The sequence below is a fragment of the Enterobacter cloacae complex sp. P38RS genome (assembly GCF_014930775.1).
Classification (GTDB): Bacteria; Pseudomonadota; Gammaproteobacteria; order Enterobacterales; family Enterobacteriaceae; genus Enterobacter; species Enterobacter bugandensis.
Window position 1 is genome coordinate 96167 of record NZ_JADBRS010000010.1, and the last position, 14735, is coordinate 110901.

Here is a 14735-nt window from a genome sequence, read left to right on the forward strand (position 1 = left end):
TGCTATTCCTGTCAAAAAACCGTTATCCCTGCGGTTCTGTTTTTGCTTTTCTCTGGCGCATCATGCGCGTTCTGTCGATAAATTCATGAGTAACAGGATCGTGATAACGTGAAGGCCAGATCACCCACGGGTGCGTTTCCAGCGCCGTCGCGATAATCAATTCTCCCTTTGGCCAGGGGCGGGTCAGGGCGTTGGCCAGGGTGGAAGAACTCAGACCATGGCGGCGGGACTCTGCTGCAAGTGACGTACCTCTTTTGCGCAGTGCCGCAATGATATCTGCCGTATGCCAGTCGATAAATTTCGTATCCATAACGCTGTCCTTAAGTTCGGATTCACCTACGCCGTTTCTTCTGAAACGACTGGCTTACTATACTCATTTCGACTTCTTGTTCTAAAAAGTTCGCGTTACTTGAAGGGATATTCAGAATAAGACATGGCTTTATTCATGCGGGCTCTAACCCGATTCATTTACATGAATGCGGAATTTACTGGTGCGTTTTTGAACCTCCCCGCGATGGATACGGGGAGGTGGGGGCAAGATTAACGGTCGCGTTGAACAGCGATGTGGGCAAGACCAATCAGGGCATCGCGCCATGGGCTGTCTGGAATAACCTGGAGAGCTTCGATGGCTTTGTCAGCCTCTTCTTCAGCACGCTGGCGGGTCCATTCCAGCGAGCCGCAGATGGCCATCGTTTCCAGTACAGGTTCCAGAAGATGGCGACCATTTCCCTGTTCGATCGCCTCACGGATCATTTTCGCCTGGTCGGCCGTTCCGTGACGCATCGCGTGAAGCAGCGGCAGGGTCGGTTTGCCTTCGTTCAGGTCATCGCCAACGTTTTTGCCGAGCGTTTCGCCGTCCGCGCTGTAGTCCAGCAAATCATCAATCAGCTGGAAGGCAGTACCCAGGTAGCGTCCATAATCCTGCAGTCCTTTTTCCTGCGCCTCGGAACAGCCAGCCAGGATGCCGGAACACTGGGCGGCCGCTTCAAACAGGCGCGCTGTTTTGCTGTAGATAACGCGCATGTAGTTTTCTTCGGTGATATCGGGGTCATTGACGTTCATCAGCTGCAGCACTTCGCCTTCAGCGATGACGTTGACGGCTTCGGACATCACCTCGAGCACTTTCAGAGAGCCCAGGCTGGTCATCATCTGGAAGGCGCGGGTATAGATAAAGTCCCCGACCAGAACGCTGGCGGCGTTCCCGAAGGCAGCGTTTGCCGTGGCTTTGCCACGACGCATATCGGATTCATCCACAACATCGTCATGCAGAAGCGTCGCGGTGTGAATAAATTCGATCAGCGCGGCGATCGTCACGTGGGCATTTCCCTGATAGCCAACGGCTCTGGCAGCCAGAATGGCAATCATCGGGCGAATGCGTTTACCGCCGCCGCTGACAATGTAATAGCCCAACTGATTGATCAGCTGAACGTCAGAGTTGAGTTGCTCCAGGATTGCTGCATTTACACCCGCCATATCTTGCGCGGTTAACTCGTTGATTTTTTCTAAATTCATCGCAAAAGCCGGGCTTTTTATCCTGTTGATCCCATCTTCAATGGGGTAACGAAGGGTTTCGGTTTATCAATAGTAGTGCTGATTGTACTGAAAAAACGGCTCAGATAAACGTTACCGTACGTGTTGTGTTTTTTTTCTTCATGTATTGACGGTAGCACTTGTCAAAGGCTCGCGTTTTGCGTAATATTCGCGCCCTATTGTGAATATTTATAGCGCACTCTGATTCATACGAGGACGTGCGCGGAAGCGGAGTTTATATGTACGCGGTTTTCCAAAGTGGTGGTAAACAACACCGAGTAAGCGAAGGTCAGACCGTTCGCCTGGAAAAGCTGGACATCGCAACTGGCGAATCTGTTGAGTTCGCAGAAGTTCTGATGATCGCAAACGGTGAAGAAGTCAAAATCGGCGTTCCTTTCGTTGATGGCGGCGTTATCAAAGCTGAAGTTGTTGCACACGGTCGTGGCGAGAAAGTTAAAATCGTTAAGTTTCGTCGTCGTAAACACTACCGTAAGCAGCAGGGCCACCGTCAGTGGTTCACTGATGTGAAAATTACTGGCATCAGCGCCTAAGACCTGAGGAGAGATTTAAATGGCACATAAAAAGGCTGGCGGCTCCACACGTAACGGTCGCGATTCAGAAGCTAAACGCCTGGGCGTTAAGCGTTTCGGTGGCGAATCCGTTCTGGCGGGTAGCATCATCGTTCGTCAACGTGGTACCAAATTCCACGCTGGCAACAACGTAGGTTGCGGTCGTGACCACACTCTGTTTGCTAAAGCAGACGGTAAAGTGAAATTTGAAGTTAAAGGCCCGAACAACCGTAAATACATCAGCATCGTTGCTGAGTAAGGTTTTCTCGGTCCGGTAACGGATTAAAGCCCCGCAACGTGTTGCGGGGCTTTTTACATTGGAAACCCGGAAAATTTTCTGTAGGGAAAACGGGCATGAAGCAGCAGGCCGGCATTGGTATTCTTTTGGCGCTCACGACCGCAATGTGCTGGGGTGCGCTGCCGATTGCAATGAAGCAGGTACTGGAAGTGATGGAGCCGCCTACGGTGGTCTTTTATCGCTTCCTGATGGCAAGCATTGGTCTCGGGACCATCCTTGCAGTTAAAGGCAAGCTTCCACCGCTACGGCTCTTCCGCAAACCTCGATGGCTGGTGTTACTGGCCATTGCGACGGGCGGTCTGTTCGGTAACTTTATCCTGTTCAGCTCTTCCCTGCAGTATTTGAGCCCTACGGCGTCTCAGGTGATTGGTCAGCTTTCGCCTGTCGGCATGATGGTCGCGAGTGTGTTCATCCTCAAAGAGAAGATGCGCGGGACGCAGATTATCGGGGCAAGCATGCTGCTATGCGGCCTGGTGATGTTCTTCAACACCAGCCTGATCGAGATTTTTACCCGGCTTACGGACTACACCTGGGGCGTGATCTTCGGCGTGGGTGCAGCAACGGTCTGGGTGAGCTATGGCGTCGCGCAAAAGGTATTATTGCGTCGCCTGGCCTCACAGCAGATCCTTTTTTTGCTGTACACTTTGTGTACAGTGGCATTATTGCCGTTAGCGAAGCCGGGCGTCATTAGCCAGCTGAGCGACTGGCAACTGGCGTGCCTCATTTTTTGTGGGCTTAACACGCTGGTCGGTTATGGCGCGCTGGCGGAAGCGATGGCGCGCTGGCAGGCAGCACAGGTGAGCGCATTGATCACGCTTACCCCGCTGTTTACGCTGTTATTTTCAGATTTGTTATCAATGGCCTGGCCCGATGTCTTCGTCAGACCGATGCTCAACCTGTTGGGCTATCTCGGTGCGTTTGTCGTGGTTGCGGGCGCGATGTATTCCGCCATTGGTCATCGTCTTTGGGGACGTTGGCGCAAAAATGAAGCGGTCGTAGTAGTCCCCCGCTCAGGCGAATGAGTTACGGAGAGTAAAATGAAGTTTGTTGATGAAGCGACGATTCTGGTCGTGGCAGGTGATGGCGGTAACGGTTGTGTAAGCTTCCGCCGTGAAAAATATATTCCTCGTGGCGGCCCTGACGGCGGTGACGGTGGCGATGGTGGTGACGTGTGGCTGGAGGCGGATGAAAACCTCAACACGCTGATCGACTACCGCTTTGAAAAATCCTTCCGCGCAGAACGCGGACAGAACGGCCAGAGCCGTGACTGTACCGGTAAACGCGGTAAAGACGTGACCATTAAGGTTCCGGTCGGTACGCGCGTTATCGATCAGGGCACCGGTGAAACCATGGGCGATATGACTAAACACGGTCAGCGCCTGATGGTGGCGAAAGGCGGCTGGCACGGTCTGGGTAACAGCCGTTTCAAATCTTCCGTTAACCGTACCCCGCGTCAGAAAACGATGGGTACCCCGGGTGATAAGCGTGACCTGCAGCTTGAGCTGATGCTGCTGGCAGACGTGGGCATGCTGGGTATGCCAAACGCCGGTAAATCGACCTTTATCCGCGCTGTTTCTGCTGCGAAACCAAAAGTAGCGGACTATCCGTTTACCACGCTGGTACCAAGCCTCGGCGTTGTCCGTATGGATAACGAGAAGAGCTTCGTCGTGGCTGATATCCCAGGCCTGATTGAAGGCGCTGCGGAAGGGGCTGGCCTGGGTATTCGCTTCCTGAAGCACCTTGAGCGTTGCCGCGTACTGTTGCACCTCATCGACATCGATCCGATCGACGGTTCCGATCCGGTTGAAAACGCCCGTATCATTATCGGTGAGCTGGAAAAATACAGCGAAAAACTGGCGAGTAAGCCACGCTGGCTGGTCTTCAACAAGATCGACCTGATGGATAAAGCGGAAGCCGAAGCGAAAGCCAAAGCGATTGCTGAAGCGATGGGCTGGGAAGATAAATACTACCTTATCTCCGCGGCAAGCCAGGTTGGCGTGAAAGATCTCTGCTGGGATGTGATGACCTTCATCATCGAGAACCCTGTCGTTCAGGCTGAAGAAGCGAAACAGCCAGAAAAAGTCGAATTCATGTGGGATGACTACCACCGCCAGCAGCTCGAAGAGCTGGAAGCGGAAGAGGAAGACGACTGGGACGATGACTGGGATGAAGACGACGAAGAAGGCGTCGAGTTCATCTACAAGCACTGATATCTGTCCAAAGCCCCCATCCGGGGGCTTTTTTCATTCCAGCGTTGAGGGCAGCCAGCAGCTTGCTATCAGGCCGCCTTCAGCACCATTCTCCAGCATCAGCTTACCGTGATGAAGCTGCAGGATGCGCTGTACGATACTCAGGCCCAGGCCGCTGCCGCCGTAACGCTGATCGAGGCGACGGAACGGCTCCGTGATCGACTGTCGATGCGCTTCGTCAATACCAGGCCCCTGATCGATAACGCTGAGCTGCGTACCGCCTTCGACCTCGGTAAGCGTCACGGTAATCGTGGTGCCTGTCGGGCTGTAGCGCCCGGCATTCTCCAGCAGGTTGCGCAGCATCAGCCGCAGCAGTACCGCGTCTCCCTGAACCGTGAGCGCGCTTTTAGCAGGCCAAATCACCGTATGCTCTTTGGCTTCATGCTCAAGACCAAGAGGCGTGATAATGGTGTCCGTCCAGTTGATGGTTTCATAGTGGCCGCTCGCCATTGCCTGTCCTGCACGGGCCAGCATCAGCAGTTGCTCAACGGTGTGCATTAGCTGGTCAATACGGCTGATGAGCGTCGTGGCCTGCGTAGAGCCTGACTGGGCCATGAGCTCCAGATGGAGCCTGATTCCGGCAAGAGGCGTTCGCAGTTCATGGGCGGCGTCAGCCGTAAAGAGACGCTCCTGCTGAATGGTACTGTCCAGCCTGGCGAGTAGCTGATTGAGCGAGGTGGTAACGGCGCCGATTTCTTCCATGTCGGAATACATAGGAAGTGGGGTTAGGTTATCCGCCGAACGGTTAGCCAGGCTCACGCGCAGTTTATTCAGCGGTCGGGTTATCCAGGTGACCGCCCAGAACGAGAAAAACAACGTAAACCCAACCATCACCAGAGAAGGAACCAGCAGCGAGGCAATCGCTTCACGGATCTCTTTCTCGACGTGGTTGTTACGCGATTTTGCCGACAGCGTTTCGTTCACCAGAAAGCCAATCTGCTCGCGGCTTTCGTGCCACAACCAAATGACGCTTATCAGCTGGAAAAATAACAGAATGACCGCCAGCAACACCATTAATCGCCGACGCATGCTGTTCATTTCTGGCTCTCCAGGCGGTAGCCAACGCCGCGGACGGTTTTAATCCGGTCTTTGCCGAGCTTACGACGCAGGTTGTGGATGTGGACTTCCAGGGTATTTGACCCCGGATCGTCCTGCCAGGAATAGATATCCTGCTGAAGGGTTTCTCTGTGTACCGTTTGTCCGCTGCGCATGATCAGACGCGTCAACAAGGCGAACTCTTTTGGTGTGACTTCAACGGGCTGGGACTGGCGCAATACCTGCTGGGTTTGCAGATTCAGGGTAATGTCCCCGTCGGTTAGTAAGTTATCACTATGGCCCTGATAACGGCGTATTAACGCTCGCACCCGAGCCTGAAGTTCTGCAAGCGCAAAGGGCTTCACCAGGTAATCATCGGCGCCAGCATCAAGGCCGGTAATACGATCTTCAATGGCGTCGCGTGCCGTCAGGATTAACACCGGATTGGCGATGCCCCGGCGACGCCACTGGGTAAGCAGCGTCGCGCCGTCTTTGTCCGGCAAGCCCAGGTCAAGGATCACCAGGCTGTATTCGCCGCTCTGGATCAGGGCATCTGCTTCTGCCGCGGTGCCGGCACAGTCCAGGGCATAGCCTTCATTGGCGAGTCCCAGAGCCAGTCCTTCCTGTAATAACAGATCGTCTTCAACTATAAGTAGTTTCATCGCTAGTTATTCTGGTAGATGTCTTTATAAAGCCTGCTTTCGAAGCGAACCAGTGGAATACGGCGGTTGCGCTGGTCGGTCGGTTCGACGGCATAGCCGGAAAGATACTGCACGAATGCCATGCGCTGTCCGCTGGCGGTCGTGATGAACCCTGCCAGGTTATACACCCCCTGCAGTGAACCTGTTTTCGCGGATACTTTGCCATCCACACCTGCCGCGTGAAGCCCGGCGCGGTACTGCAGCGAACCGTCGTGTCCGGCAAGCGGCAGCATTGAGATAAAGTTTAGCTCAGTGTCATGTTGTGCAATGTACTGAAGCACCTGCATCATGGTGGCCGGGGCAATCAGGTTATGACGCGATAATCCTGAACCATCAACGGCGATAGTGTTACCCAGATCGATTCCCGCCTGCTGGCGCAGGATCTGACGAACAGCGTCTGAGCCCGCGCGCCAGGTTCCCGGCACGCCGAAACGCGCGTGGCCAATCATGCGGAACACGGTGTCGGCAATCATGTTGTCAGACTTTTTCAGCATAATTCGCAGCAAATCGTGCAGCGGTGGCGACTGTTTGCTGGCAATGACCGTTCCGGGCTGGTTGACCTGCGTCTGGCGTAGCAGCGTGCCGGAGTAGGTTATTCCCGCCTGCTTCAGCTCATCCTTGAGAATCGCACCCGCATAGCTTGCGCCATCCTGAATCGCGAAGGCCAGCGGCAGGGGATCGGCGCGCTGCGTCAGGCAGCCGGTGAGGGTGTAGCGGTTAAGATCGCCAGGCACCACGTCCAGTTCGCAGTACTGGGCATCAGGGGAGCCTTTAGCCAGCGTTCGCACCTGGCTAAACATGGTCACCGGATAGTAAGATGCCACGCGAATGAACGCTAAATCATCTGGCTTGGGCGCGCTGTAAAGGGAGATCGAGAAGCAGTTGCGGTCAACAATCGCGGCGGCTGGCGGGGCGCTAAAGCACTGCGTCATGTCGTTCCACGGCCAGCCTGGTGCTTTATCGTGGCTGGCAAAAATGGAGGTATCGATCAGCACGTTGCCATCGATTTTTGTCACGCCGGATTTTTTCAACACCGCTACCATGTTGCGGATATCCTGGCGCTTAAAGGTGGGATCACCACCGAAACGGGCGATAAGATCGCCTTTCAGTTCGCCACCGTCGACGTTACCTTTGGTTTCAAGCGTGGTGGTAAAACGGAAGTCAGGCCCGAGTTGGAGCAGGGCGGCGAGGGCAGTGATCACCTTCTGGGTACTGGCAGGCAGCGCCATCTGTTGACTGTGATAGTCAATCTCGGGAGCCTGTGCGCCAACCTTCTGCACCATCAGGGCGAGGTTCGCGCCTGCGGGGAGCTGATTAATGTACTCATCAACATTCGCGGCCTGGGCGGTGAACGTTATACTGGTAGTCAATCCGATGATAAAACTGGAAAATCGCATAATCTCGCGCTAACAACCCGAAAACAAACCGTCATACTACGGTGCATGGCACTGCAAAGTAAACGATGACCCATAGTGAACTTCGCGGTAAAATGCGTATCAAATTGAAAAATTGCTGCTGACCTGGGGCGTCGCTCCCGGGTCGGTTTTCTTTTTGCTTCTTGCCCGCTTCGGGGGGCAGGAGCAGGGAACACTGCTCCCAACAGGAATGTTTAAGAGGTATAACAAATGCAAGCTATTCCGATGACCTTACGTGGTGCCGAAAAACTGCGCGAAGAGCTGGATTTCCTGAAATCCGTGCGTCGCCCTGAAATCATCGCCGCTATCGCGGAAGCCCGTGAGCATGGCGACCTGAAAGAGAATGCTGAATACCATGCGGCGCGCGAGCAGCAGGGTTTCTGTGAAGGGCGCATTAAAGATATCGAAGCGAAACTGTCTAATGCGCAGGTTATCGATATCACCAAAATGCCTAACAACGGTCGCGTGATCTTTGGTTCTACCGTCAGCGTTCTGAACCTCGACAACGATGAAGAGCAAACCTATCGCATCGTGGGCGATGATGAAGCAGACTTTAAACAGAACCTGATTTCGGTGAACTCACCCATTGCTCGCGGCCTGATTGGCAAAGAGCAGGACGATGTTGTCACCATCCGCACCCCTGGCGGTGAAGTGGAATACGAAATTATCAAGGTTGAATACCTGTAATTCGCTTCTCTACTAAGATGTTGATACATTGTAAAGAAAAGAAAAAGGCCGCATAGCGGCCTTTTATCAACTCAAGGAGCATGGCATTTTGCTGAGCCTGCTGAAAGAAATCCCTCGTTTCACACAGAAAATGTGATTGATTCAGGATATCCTTAGCGTGGCAGCGAGATTTTACGCTCTTTAGATGGGCGATAGAGCACCAGCGTTTTACCGATGACCTGTACATTACAGGCGCCGGTTTCGCGCACGATGGCTTCCACGATCAGGTTTTTAGTGTCTCTGTCTTCAGAGGCGATTTTCACCTTGATCAGCTCGTGGTGTTCCAGCGCTTGTTCAATCTCGGCAAGCACCCCTTCGGTCAAACCATTGTTGCCAAGCATGACTACAGGCTTGAGCGGATGTGCCAGACCTTTAAGGTGCTGTTTTTGTTTAGTACTCAGATTCATCGTATATTTTTGCTTACGTTGGGATTGAAAACGGTTCATTCTACCGCCATCTCCCTTATATCGCCAAATAGCTGCGTAGAAATTTACGTCACAGGCAAGCAACGATGAACCAGGACGGAAATGTTAAATGACAGGTAAAAAGCGTTCTGCCAGTTCCAGCCGCTGGCTTCAGGAACACTTTAGCGATAAATATGTTCAACAGGCACAGAAAAAGGGGTTACGTTCCCGTGCCTGGTTTAAACTTGATGAAATACAGCAAAGTGACAAACTTTTTAAGCCGGGGATGACGGTTGTCGACCTCGGTGCGGCACCTGGCGGATGGTCCCAGTATGCGGTAACGCAGATCGGCGGAACGGGCCGAATCATCGCGTGCGATCTTTTACCAATGGATCCCATCGTTGGTGTCGACTTCCTTCAGGGCGACTTTCGTGATGAATTAGTGCTGAAAGCGTTACTTGATCGTGTTGGTGACAGTAAGGTCCAGGTTGTCATGTCGGATATGGCACCAAATATGTGCGGAACACCGGCGGTGGATATCCCCCGCGCCATGTATCTGGTGGAGCTAGCGTTAGAAATGTGTCGTGATGTACTAGCGCCTGGTGGTAGTTTTGTTGTGAAGGTGTTTCAGGGCGAAGGTTTCGAGGAGTATCTTAAGGAAATTCGCTCCCTGTTTGCGAAGGTCAAAGTTCGTAAGCCGGACTCTTCCCGGGCCCGTTCCCGTGAAGTGTATATTGTAGCGACCGGGCGAAAATGATAACCGGGAGATTTCAGACGAAAGTTTGAATGAAACTGGATATAGAGTATCCTGACGCTGTTTTTAACACAGTTGTAATATGAGGTTAATCCCTTGAGTGACATGGCGAAAAACCTAATACTCTGGCTGGTCATTGCCGTTGTGCTGATGTCAGTATTCCAGAGCTTTGGGCCCAGCGAGTCGAATGGCCGCAAGGTGGATTATTCTACCTTCCTGCAAGAGGTCAATCAGGACCAGGTTCGCGAAGCGCGTATCAACGGACGTGAGATCAACGTTACCAAGAAAGATAGTAACCGTTACACGACTTACATCCCGGTGAACGATCCTAAGCTGCTTGATAACCTTCTGACCAAAAACGTCAAAGTGGTAGGCGAGCCGCCAGAAGAACCAAGCCTGCTGGCTTCTATCTTCATTTCCTGGTTCCCGATGCTGCTTCTTATCGGCGTCTGGATCTTCTTTATGCGCCAGATGCAGGGCGGCGGTGGCAAAGGTGCCATGTCGTTCGGTAAGAGCAAGGCGCGTATGCTGACGGAAGACCAGATCAAGACCACGTTTGCTGACGTCGCCGGTTGTGACGAAGCAAAAGAAGAAGTGGGTGAACTGGTTGAATACCTGCGCGAGCCGAGCCGTTTCCAGAAACTGGGCGGTAAAATCCCGAAAGGCGTCCTGATGGTAGGCCCTCCGGGTACCGGTAAAACCCTGCTGGCGAAAGCCATCGCGGGTGAAGCGAAGGTGCCGTTCTTTACTATTTCAGGTTCTGACTTCGTTGAAATGTTCGTGGGTGTCGGTGCATCTCGTGTGCGTGACATGTTCGAGCAGGCCAAGAAGGCAGCACCGTGCATCATCTTTATCGATGAAATCGACGCCGTAGGCCGCCAGCGTGGCGCGGGCCTGGGCGGTGGTCACGATGAGCGTGAGCAGACCCTGAACCAGATGCTGGTTGAGATGGACGGCTTCGAAGGTAACGAAGGTATTATCGTTATCGCGGCGACTAACCGTCCGGACGTACTTGACCCTGCGCTGCTGCGTCCAGGCCGTTTCGACCGTCAGGTTGTTGTCGGTCTGCCGGATGTTCGTGGTCGTGAACAGATTCTGAAAGTGCACATGCGTCGCGTACCGCTGGCGCCAGATATCGACGCGGCAATCATTGCGCGCGGTACGCCGGGCTTCTCCGGCGCGGACCTGGCTAACCTGGTCAACGAAGCTGCACTGTTTGCCGCTCGCGGTAACAAGCGCGTGGTCTCCATGGTTGAGTTCGAGAAAGCGAAAGACAAAATCATGATGGGTGCGGAACGTCGCTCCATGGTGATGACGGAAGCGCAGAAAGAGTCCACGGCTTACCACGAAGCGGGTCACGCGATTATCGGTCGCCTGGTGCCGGAACACGATCCGGTACACAAGGTAACGATTATTCCGCGCGGCCGTGCGCTGGGTGTGACCTTCTTCCTGCCTGAGGGCGACGCGATCAGCGCCAGCCGTCAGAAGCTGGAAAGCCAGATTTCGACCCTGTACGGCGGTCGTCTGGCGGAAGAGATCATCTACGGGCCAGAACATGTTTCTACCGGTGCGTCGAACGACATTAAAGTGGCGACAAACCTGGCACGTAACATGGTGACTCAGTGGGGCTTCTCCGACAAACTCGGTCCGCTGCTGTATGCAGAGGAAGAGGGTGAAGTATTCCTGGGCCGCTCCGTGGCGAAAGCAAAACATATGTCCGATGAGACGGCACGTATCATCGACCAGGAAGTGAAAGCGCTGATTGAACGTAACTACGGTCGCGCGCGTCAGATCCTGAACGACAATATGGACATTCTGCATTCGATGAAAGATGCGCTCATGAAATATGAGACCATCGATGCACCGCAGATTGACGACCTGATGGCTCGCCGCGAAGTGCGCCCGCCAGCAGGCTGGGAAGACCCAGGCGCTTCCAACAATTCTGACAACAATGGTACCCCGCGCGCGCCGCGTCCGGTCGATGAACCGCGTACGCCAAACCCGGGCAACACCATGTCAGAGCAGTTGGGCGACAAGTAAGTCACTGCTGTTGAAGCGTTTGTCTGTACCCCAAACCCTGGAGCTTGCTCCGGGGTTTTTCTTTTCCGTTAAACCATACTAAAACCAGGGATTTGACCATGAAACTCTTCGCCCAGGACTCGCATCTCGATCTTTCACATCCGCACGTGATGGGGATCCTGAATGTTACCCCTGACTCCTTCTCTGACGGCGGCACGCATAACACGCTTATCGACGCGGTTAAGCACGCAAATCTAATGATCAACGCGGGTGCCACTATCATTGACGTGGGCGGTGAATCGACGCGTCCCGGCGCGGCAGATGTTTCGGTGGAAGAAGAGCTGGCGCGCGTGGTGCCGGTGGTTGAGGCAATCGCGCAACGTTTCGAGGTGTGGATCTCCGTCGACACGTCCAAACCAGAAGTGATTCGTGAAGTGGCGAGAGTGGGTGCTCACATTATTAATGACATCCGCTCGCTGACCGAACCGGGTGCGATCGAGGCCGCTGCAGAAACCGGCCTGCCGGTATGCCTGATGCATATGCAGGGGCAACCGAAAACCATGCAGGAAGCGCCGAAGTATGATGATGTCTTTGCCGACGTGAATCGCTTCTTTATTGAGCATATTGAACGCTGTGAGCGTGCAGGCATCCCAAAAGAGAAATTGCTGCTCGACCCGGGGTTCGGTTTCGGTAAAAATCTCTCACACAATTATGCGTTGCTTGCGCGCTTATCGGAATTTCATCACTTTGGTCTGCCGCTGCTGGTGGGTATGTCGAGAAAGTCGATGATTGGCCAATTGCTGAATGTAGGACCGAGCGAGCGCCTGAGTGGCAGCCTGGCCTGCGCGGTAATTGCGGCGATGCAAGGCGCGCACATTATCCGTGTCCATGACGTCAAAGAAACAGTAGAAGCCATGCGTGTGGTGGAAGCCACACTGGCAGCGAAGGAAAACAAACGCTATGAGTAACCGTAAATATTTTGGTACCGATGGTATCCGTGGGCGCGTAGGCGATGCTCCAATTACCCCTGATTTTGTTCTGAAGCTCGGCTGGGCTGCCGGCAAGGTGCTGGCGCGTCATGGCTCACGTAAGATCATTATTGGTAAAGATACCCGTATTTCGGGCTATATGCTGGAATCTGCGTTGGAAGCGGGTCTGGCGGCTGCAGGGCTTTCAGCCTCTTTTACTGGCCCAATGCCAACGCCTGCTGTTGCCTACCTTACGCGCACCTTCCGCGCGGAAGCGGGAATTGTGATCTCGGCGTCTCATAACCCGTTCTACGACAACGGCATCAAGTTCTTCTCCATTGACGGCACTAAGCTGCCGGACGAAGTGGAAGAGGCCATTGAAGCCGAAATGGAAAAAGAGATCACCTGTGTTGATTCCGCCGAGCTGGGTAAAGCGAACCGTATCGTCGATGCGGCGGGTCGTTATATCGAATTCTGCAAAGGCACCTTCCCGAACGAGCTGAGCCTGGCGCATCTTAAAATTGTGGTGGACTGTGCGAACGGTGCGACCTATCACATTGCGCCGAATGTCTTCCGCGAGCTGGGTGCGAAAGTGATCGCCATCGGCTGCGAGCCGGATGGTCTGAACATTAACGAAGAAGTCGGGGCGACGGACGTGCGCGCCCTGCAGGCGCGCGTGCTGGCGGAAAAAGCCGATCTGGGTATTGCCCTGGACGGCGACGGTGACCGCGTGATCATGGTTGACCACGAAGGTAATAAAGTCGACGGCGATCAGATCCTCTACATCATTGCTCGTGAAGGCCTGCGCCAGGGGCAGCTGCGCGGCGGTGCGGTAGGGACCCTGATGAGCAACATGGGCCTCGAACTGGCGCTGAAACAGCTCGGTATTCCGTTTGTTCGCGCGAAGGTGGGCGACCGCTACGTGCTGGAAAAGCTGCAGGAGAAAGGCTGGCGCATTGGTGCTGAGAACTCCGGCCACGTGATCCTGCTCGACAAAACCACTACCGGTGACGGCATTGTTGCCGCGCTTCAGGTGGTTGCCGCGATGGCGCGCAACCATATGAGCCTGCACGATCTGTGCAGCGGGATGAAAATGTTCCCGCAGATCCTGGTGAACGTGCGTTTCACTGCGGGTAAAGGCGATCCGCTGGAAAATGACAACGTGAAAGCGGTGATGGCTGAGGTTGAAGCGGCCCTGGGCAGCCGTGGGCGCGTGCTGCTGCGTAAGTCTGGTACCGAACCGCTGATCCGCGTGATGGTGGAAGGCGAAGACGAAGCGCAGGTCACCGAATTTGCGCACCGAATTGCGGATGCCGTAAAAGCTGCATAATCTTGCATGCTAAATGTTTAAAAAGGCGGCGTTTGCCGCCTTTGTTTTAAGCAATTAATGGCTTTTTGCTGTTTTTTTCCGCAGTTGATACAATGCGTCGAAAATGCCCTTGCGAAGGTGATTCGCTTTGGTTAGTATTCACACCCGCTTCAGTGGGAAACAGAAATCCTGCTAATTGGTCGAAGCATTGGTATGCGGCAAATCCGCAAGGAACAGGTTGATTATGTACGAAGCTCTTTTAGTTGTTTTCCTTATTGTAGCCATCGCTCTCGTAGCGTTGATCATGCTGCAGCAAGGTAAAGGCGCTGATATGGGAGCCTCCTTCGGAGCAGGCGCTTCCGGTACGCTGTTCGGTTCAAGTGGTTCTGCGAACTTCATGACCCGCACGACGGCGATTCTGGCTACGCTGTTCTTCATCATCAGTCTGGTGCTTGGCAATATCAACAGCAACAAGACCAGCAAAGGAAGCGAGTGGGAAAATCTGAGCGCGCCAGCAAAAACTGAGCAGACTCAGCCAGCTGCACCGGCTAAGCCAACCAGCGATATCCCGCAGTAAGTATTCCGTACCGAGGTGGTGGAATTGGTAGACACGCTACCTTGAGGTGGTAGTGCCCTAACGGGCTTGTGGGTTCGAGTCCCATCCTCGGTACCAATATTCCAGAAGAAAGACGTCGAAAGGCGTCTTTTTTTTCGTCTGTAGCTTTTGCCGTTTGTAGGCCCGGTAAGCGCAGCGCCAC

At 53.9% G+C, this 14735-nt stretch carries 16 protein-coding genes and 1 tRNA gene; 11 read left to right on the top strand and 6 right to left on the bottom strand.

The genetic code is table 11. From position 1 onward, the window contains the following. Positions 1-22: 22 nt before the first annotated feature. Together sfsB and ispB are read right to left on the bottom strand one after the other, a co-directional pair. Positions 23-310 carry a DNA-binding transcriptional regulator SfsB gene (gene sfsB / locus IM303_RS14600; RefSeq protein ID WP_028014559.1) on the bottom strand — a complete coding sequence of 96 codons (288 nt, stop codon included), beginning with the start codon at positions 308-310 and terminating at the stop codon, positions 23-25. 230 nt (positions 311-540) lie between these two features. Then, positions 541-1512: an octaprenyl diphosphate synthase gene (gene ispB, locus IM303_RS14605; RefSeq protein WP_045260467.1), complete on the bottom strand. Its 972-nt coding sequence runs from the start codon at positions 1510-1512 to the stop codon at positions 541-543. Between the two features lie 257 nt (positions 1513-1769). Between ispB and rplU the strand changes: the two genes are divergently transcribed. The 4 genes from rplU (at position 1770) to cgtA (ending at position 4607) form a co-directional block, all read left to right on the top strand. Next, complete coding sequence (rplU, locus tag IM303_RS14610; protein WP_003025032.1) at positions 1770-2081, top strand: 50S ribosomal protein L21; 312 nt, start codon at positions 1770-1772, stop codon at positions 2079-2081. Positions 2082-2100: 19 nt separating this feature from the next. After that, on the top strand, positions 2101-2358 hold the full coding sequence (gene rpmA / locus IM303_RS14615) for a 50S ribosomal protein L27 (RefSeq protein ID WP_004385076.1): 258 nt from the start codon (positions 2101-2103) through the stop codon (positions 2356-2358). A 95-nt stretch (positions 2359-2453) separates the two neighbouring features. After that, positions 2454-3419, top strand: a complete 966-nt coding sequence (locus IM303_RS14620) for a DMT family transporter (RefSeq protein ID WP_192971984.1) — start codon at positions 2454-2456, stop codon at positions 3417-3419. Between the two features lie 15 nt (positions 3420-3434). Then, positions 3435-4607, top strand: coding sequence for an Obg family GTPase CgtA (gene cgtA / locus IM303_RS14625; RefSeq protein WP_014885381.1), 1173 nt, complete (start codon positions 3435-3437; stop codon positions 4605-4607). A 33-nt stretch (positions 4608-4640) separates the two neighbouring features. Here cgtA and pmrB read toward each other — a convergent pair whose 3' ends face one another. From pmrB to dacB, 3 genes are read right to left on the bottom strand one after another with little or no spacing between them, the layout of a single operon-like run. Continuing rightward, a complete protein-coding gene (gene pmrB, locus IM303_RS14630) occupies positions 4641-5684 on the bottom strand; it encodes a two-component system sensor histidine kinase PmrB (RefSeq protein WP_041907874.1) in 1044 nt (347 codons plus the stop codon). Continuing rightward, the gene (gene pmrA, locus IM303_RS14635) at positions 5681-6343 is read right to left on the bottom strand and encodes a two-component system response regulator PmrA (protein ID WP_028014555.1); all 663 of its coding nucleotides are present in this window, start codon (positions 6341-6343) and stop codon (positions 5681-5683) included. Before pmrA ends, pmrB begins: the two co-directional genes overlap by 4 nt. A 2-nt stretch (positions 6344-6345) precedes the next feature. Beyond that, positions 6346-7779, bottom strand: a complete 1434-nt coding sequence (gene dacB, locus IM303_RS14640; protein ID WP_028014554.1) for a serine-type D-Ala-D-Ala carboxypeptidase — start codon at positions 7777-7779, stop codon at positions 6346-6348. 228 nt (positions 7780-8007) lie between these two features. Between dacB and greA the strand changes: the two genes are divergently transcribed. Further along, positions 8008-8484, top strand: a complete 477-nt coding sequence (gene greA, locus IM303_RS14645; protein WP_006812122.1) for a transcription elongation factor GreA — start codon at positions 8008-8010, stop codon at positions 8482-8484. A 152-nt stretch (positions 8485-8636) separates the two neighbouring features. On the opposite strand, the gene yhbY is transcribed toward greA, so the two are convergent. Continuing rightward, positions 8637-8930 carry a ribosome assembly RNA-binding protein YhbY gene (gene yhbY, locus IM303_RS14650; RefSeq protein WP_003861814.1) on the bottom strand — a complete coding sequence of 98 codons (294 nt, stop codon included), beginning with the start codon at positions 8928-8930 and terminating at the stop codon, positions 8637-8639. Between the two features lie 127 nt (positions 8931-9057). Here yhbY and rlmE point away from each other — a divergent pair, with 127 nt between their 5' ends. From rlmE to IM303_RS14680, 6 genes are all read left to right on the top strand, one after another. Continuing rightward, the gene (gene rlmE, locus IM303_RS14655; RefSeq protein ID WP_003861812.1) at positions 9058-9684 is read left to right on the top strand and encodes a 23S rRNA (uridine(2552)-2'-O)-methyltransferase RlmE; all 627 of its coding nucleotides are present in this window, start codon (positions 9058-9060) and stop codon (positions 9682-9684) included. A 102-nt stretch (positions 9685-9786) separates the two neighbouring features. Beyond that, positions 9787-11721: an ATP-dependent zinc metalloprotease FtsH gene (gene ftsH / locus IM303_RS14660; RefSeq protein ID WP_013098921.1), complete on the top strand. Its 1935-nt coding sequence runs from the start codon at positions 9787-9789 to the stop codon at positions 11719-11721. Positions 11722-11819: 98 nt separating this feature from the next. Next, a complete protein-coding gene (gene folP, locus IM303_RS14665; RefSeq protein ID WP_014885377.1) occupies positions 11820-12668 on the top strand; it encodes a dihydropteroate synthase in 849 nt (282 codons plus the stop codon). Continuing rightward, entirely contained in the window at positions 12661-13998 is a 1338-nt protein-coding gene (gene glmM, locus IM303_RS14670; protein ID WP_041907881.1) for a phosphoglucosamine mutase, read from the top strand. Before folP ends, glmM begins: the two co-directional genes overlap by 8 nt. A gap of 223 nt (positions 13999-14221) precedes the next feature. Next, the gene (secG, locus tag IM303_RS14675) at positions 14222-14554 is read left to right on the top strand and encodes a preprotein translocase subunit SecG (RefSeq protein ID WP_021242256.1); all 333 of its coding nucleotides are present in this window, start codon (positions 14222-14224) and stop codon (positions 14552-14554) included. Between the two features lie 9 nt (positions 14555-14563). Further along, positions 14564-14650 (top strand) — tRNA-Leu (locus tag IM303_RS14680). The last annotated feature ends 85 nt before the right edge of the window (positions 14651-14735 follow it).

Excerpts from the sequence above, each read along its gene's own strand:
- sfsB (WP_028014559.1), bottom strand. The coding sequence starts at position 310 with ATGGATACGAAATTTATCGACTGGCATACGGCAGATATCATTGCGGCA.
- ispB (WP_045260467.1), bottom strand. The coding sequence starts at position 1,512 with ATGAATTTAGAAAAAATCAACGAGTTAACCGCGCAAGATATGGCGGGT.
- rplU (WP_003025032.1), top strand. The coding sequence starts at position 1,770 with ATGTACGCGGTTTTCCAAAGTGGTGGTAAACAACACCGAGTAAGCGAA.
- rpmA (WP_004385076.1), top strand. The coding sequence starts at position 2,101 with ATGGCACATAAAAAGGCTGGCGGCTCCACACGTAACGGTCGCGATTCA.
- IM303_RS14620 (WP_192971984.1), top strand. The coding sequence starts at position 2,454 with ATGAAGCAGCAGGCCGGCATTGGTATTCTTTTGGCGCTCACGACCGCA.
- cgtA (WP_014885381.1), top strand. The coding sequence starts at position 3,435 with ATGAAGTTTGTTGATGAAGCGACGATTCTGGTCGTGGCAGGTGATGGC.
- pmrB (WP_041907874.1), bottom strand. The coding sequence starts at position 5,684 with ATGAACAGCATGCGTCGGCGATTAATGGTGTTGCTGGCGGTCATTCTG.
- pmrA (WP_028014555.1), bottom strand. The coding sequence starts at position 6,343 with ATGAAACTACTTATAGTTGAAGACGATCTGTTATTACAGGAAGGACTG.
- dacB (WP_028014554.1), bottom strand. The coding sequence starts at position 7,779 with ATGCGATTTTCCAGTTTTATCATCGGATTGACTACCAGTATAACGTTC.
- greA (WP_006812122.1), top strand. The coding sequence starts at position 8,008 with ATGCAAGCTATTCCGATGACCTTACGTGGTGCCGAAAAACTGCGCGAA.
- yhbY (WP_003861814.1), bottom strand. The coding sequence starts at position 8,930 with ATGAATCTGAGTACTAAACAAAAACAGCACCTTAAAGGTCTGGCACAT.
- rlmE (WP_003861812.1), top strand. The coding sequence starts at position 9,058 with ATGACAGGTAAAAAGCGTTCTGCCAGTTCCAGCCGCTGGCTTCAGGAA.
- ftsH (WP_013098921.1), top strand. The coding sequence starts at position 9,787 with ATGGCGAAAAACCTAATACTCTGGCTGGTCATTGCCGTTGTGCTGATG.
- folP (WP_014885377.1), top strand. The coding sequence starts at position 11,820 with ATGAAACTCTTCGCCCAGGACTCGCATCTCGATCTTTCACATCCGCAC.
- glmM (WP_041907881.1), top strand. The coding sequence starts at position 12,661 with ATGAGTAACCGTAAATATTTTGGTACCGATGGTATCCGTGGGCGCGTA.
- secG (WP_021242256.1), top strand. The coding sequence starts at position 14,222 with ATGTACGAAGCTCTTTTAGTTGTTTTCCTTATTGTAGCCATCGCTCTC.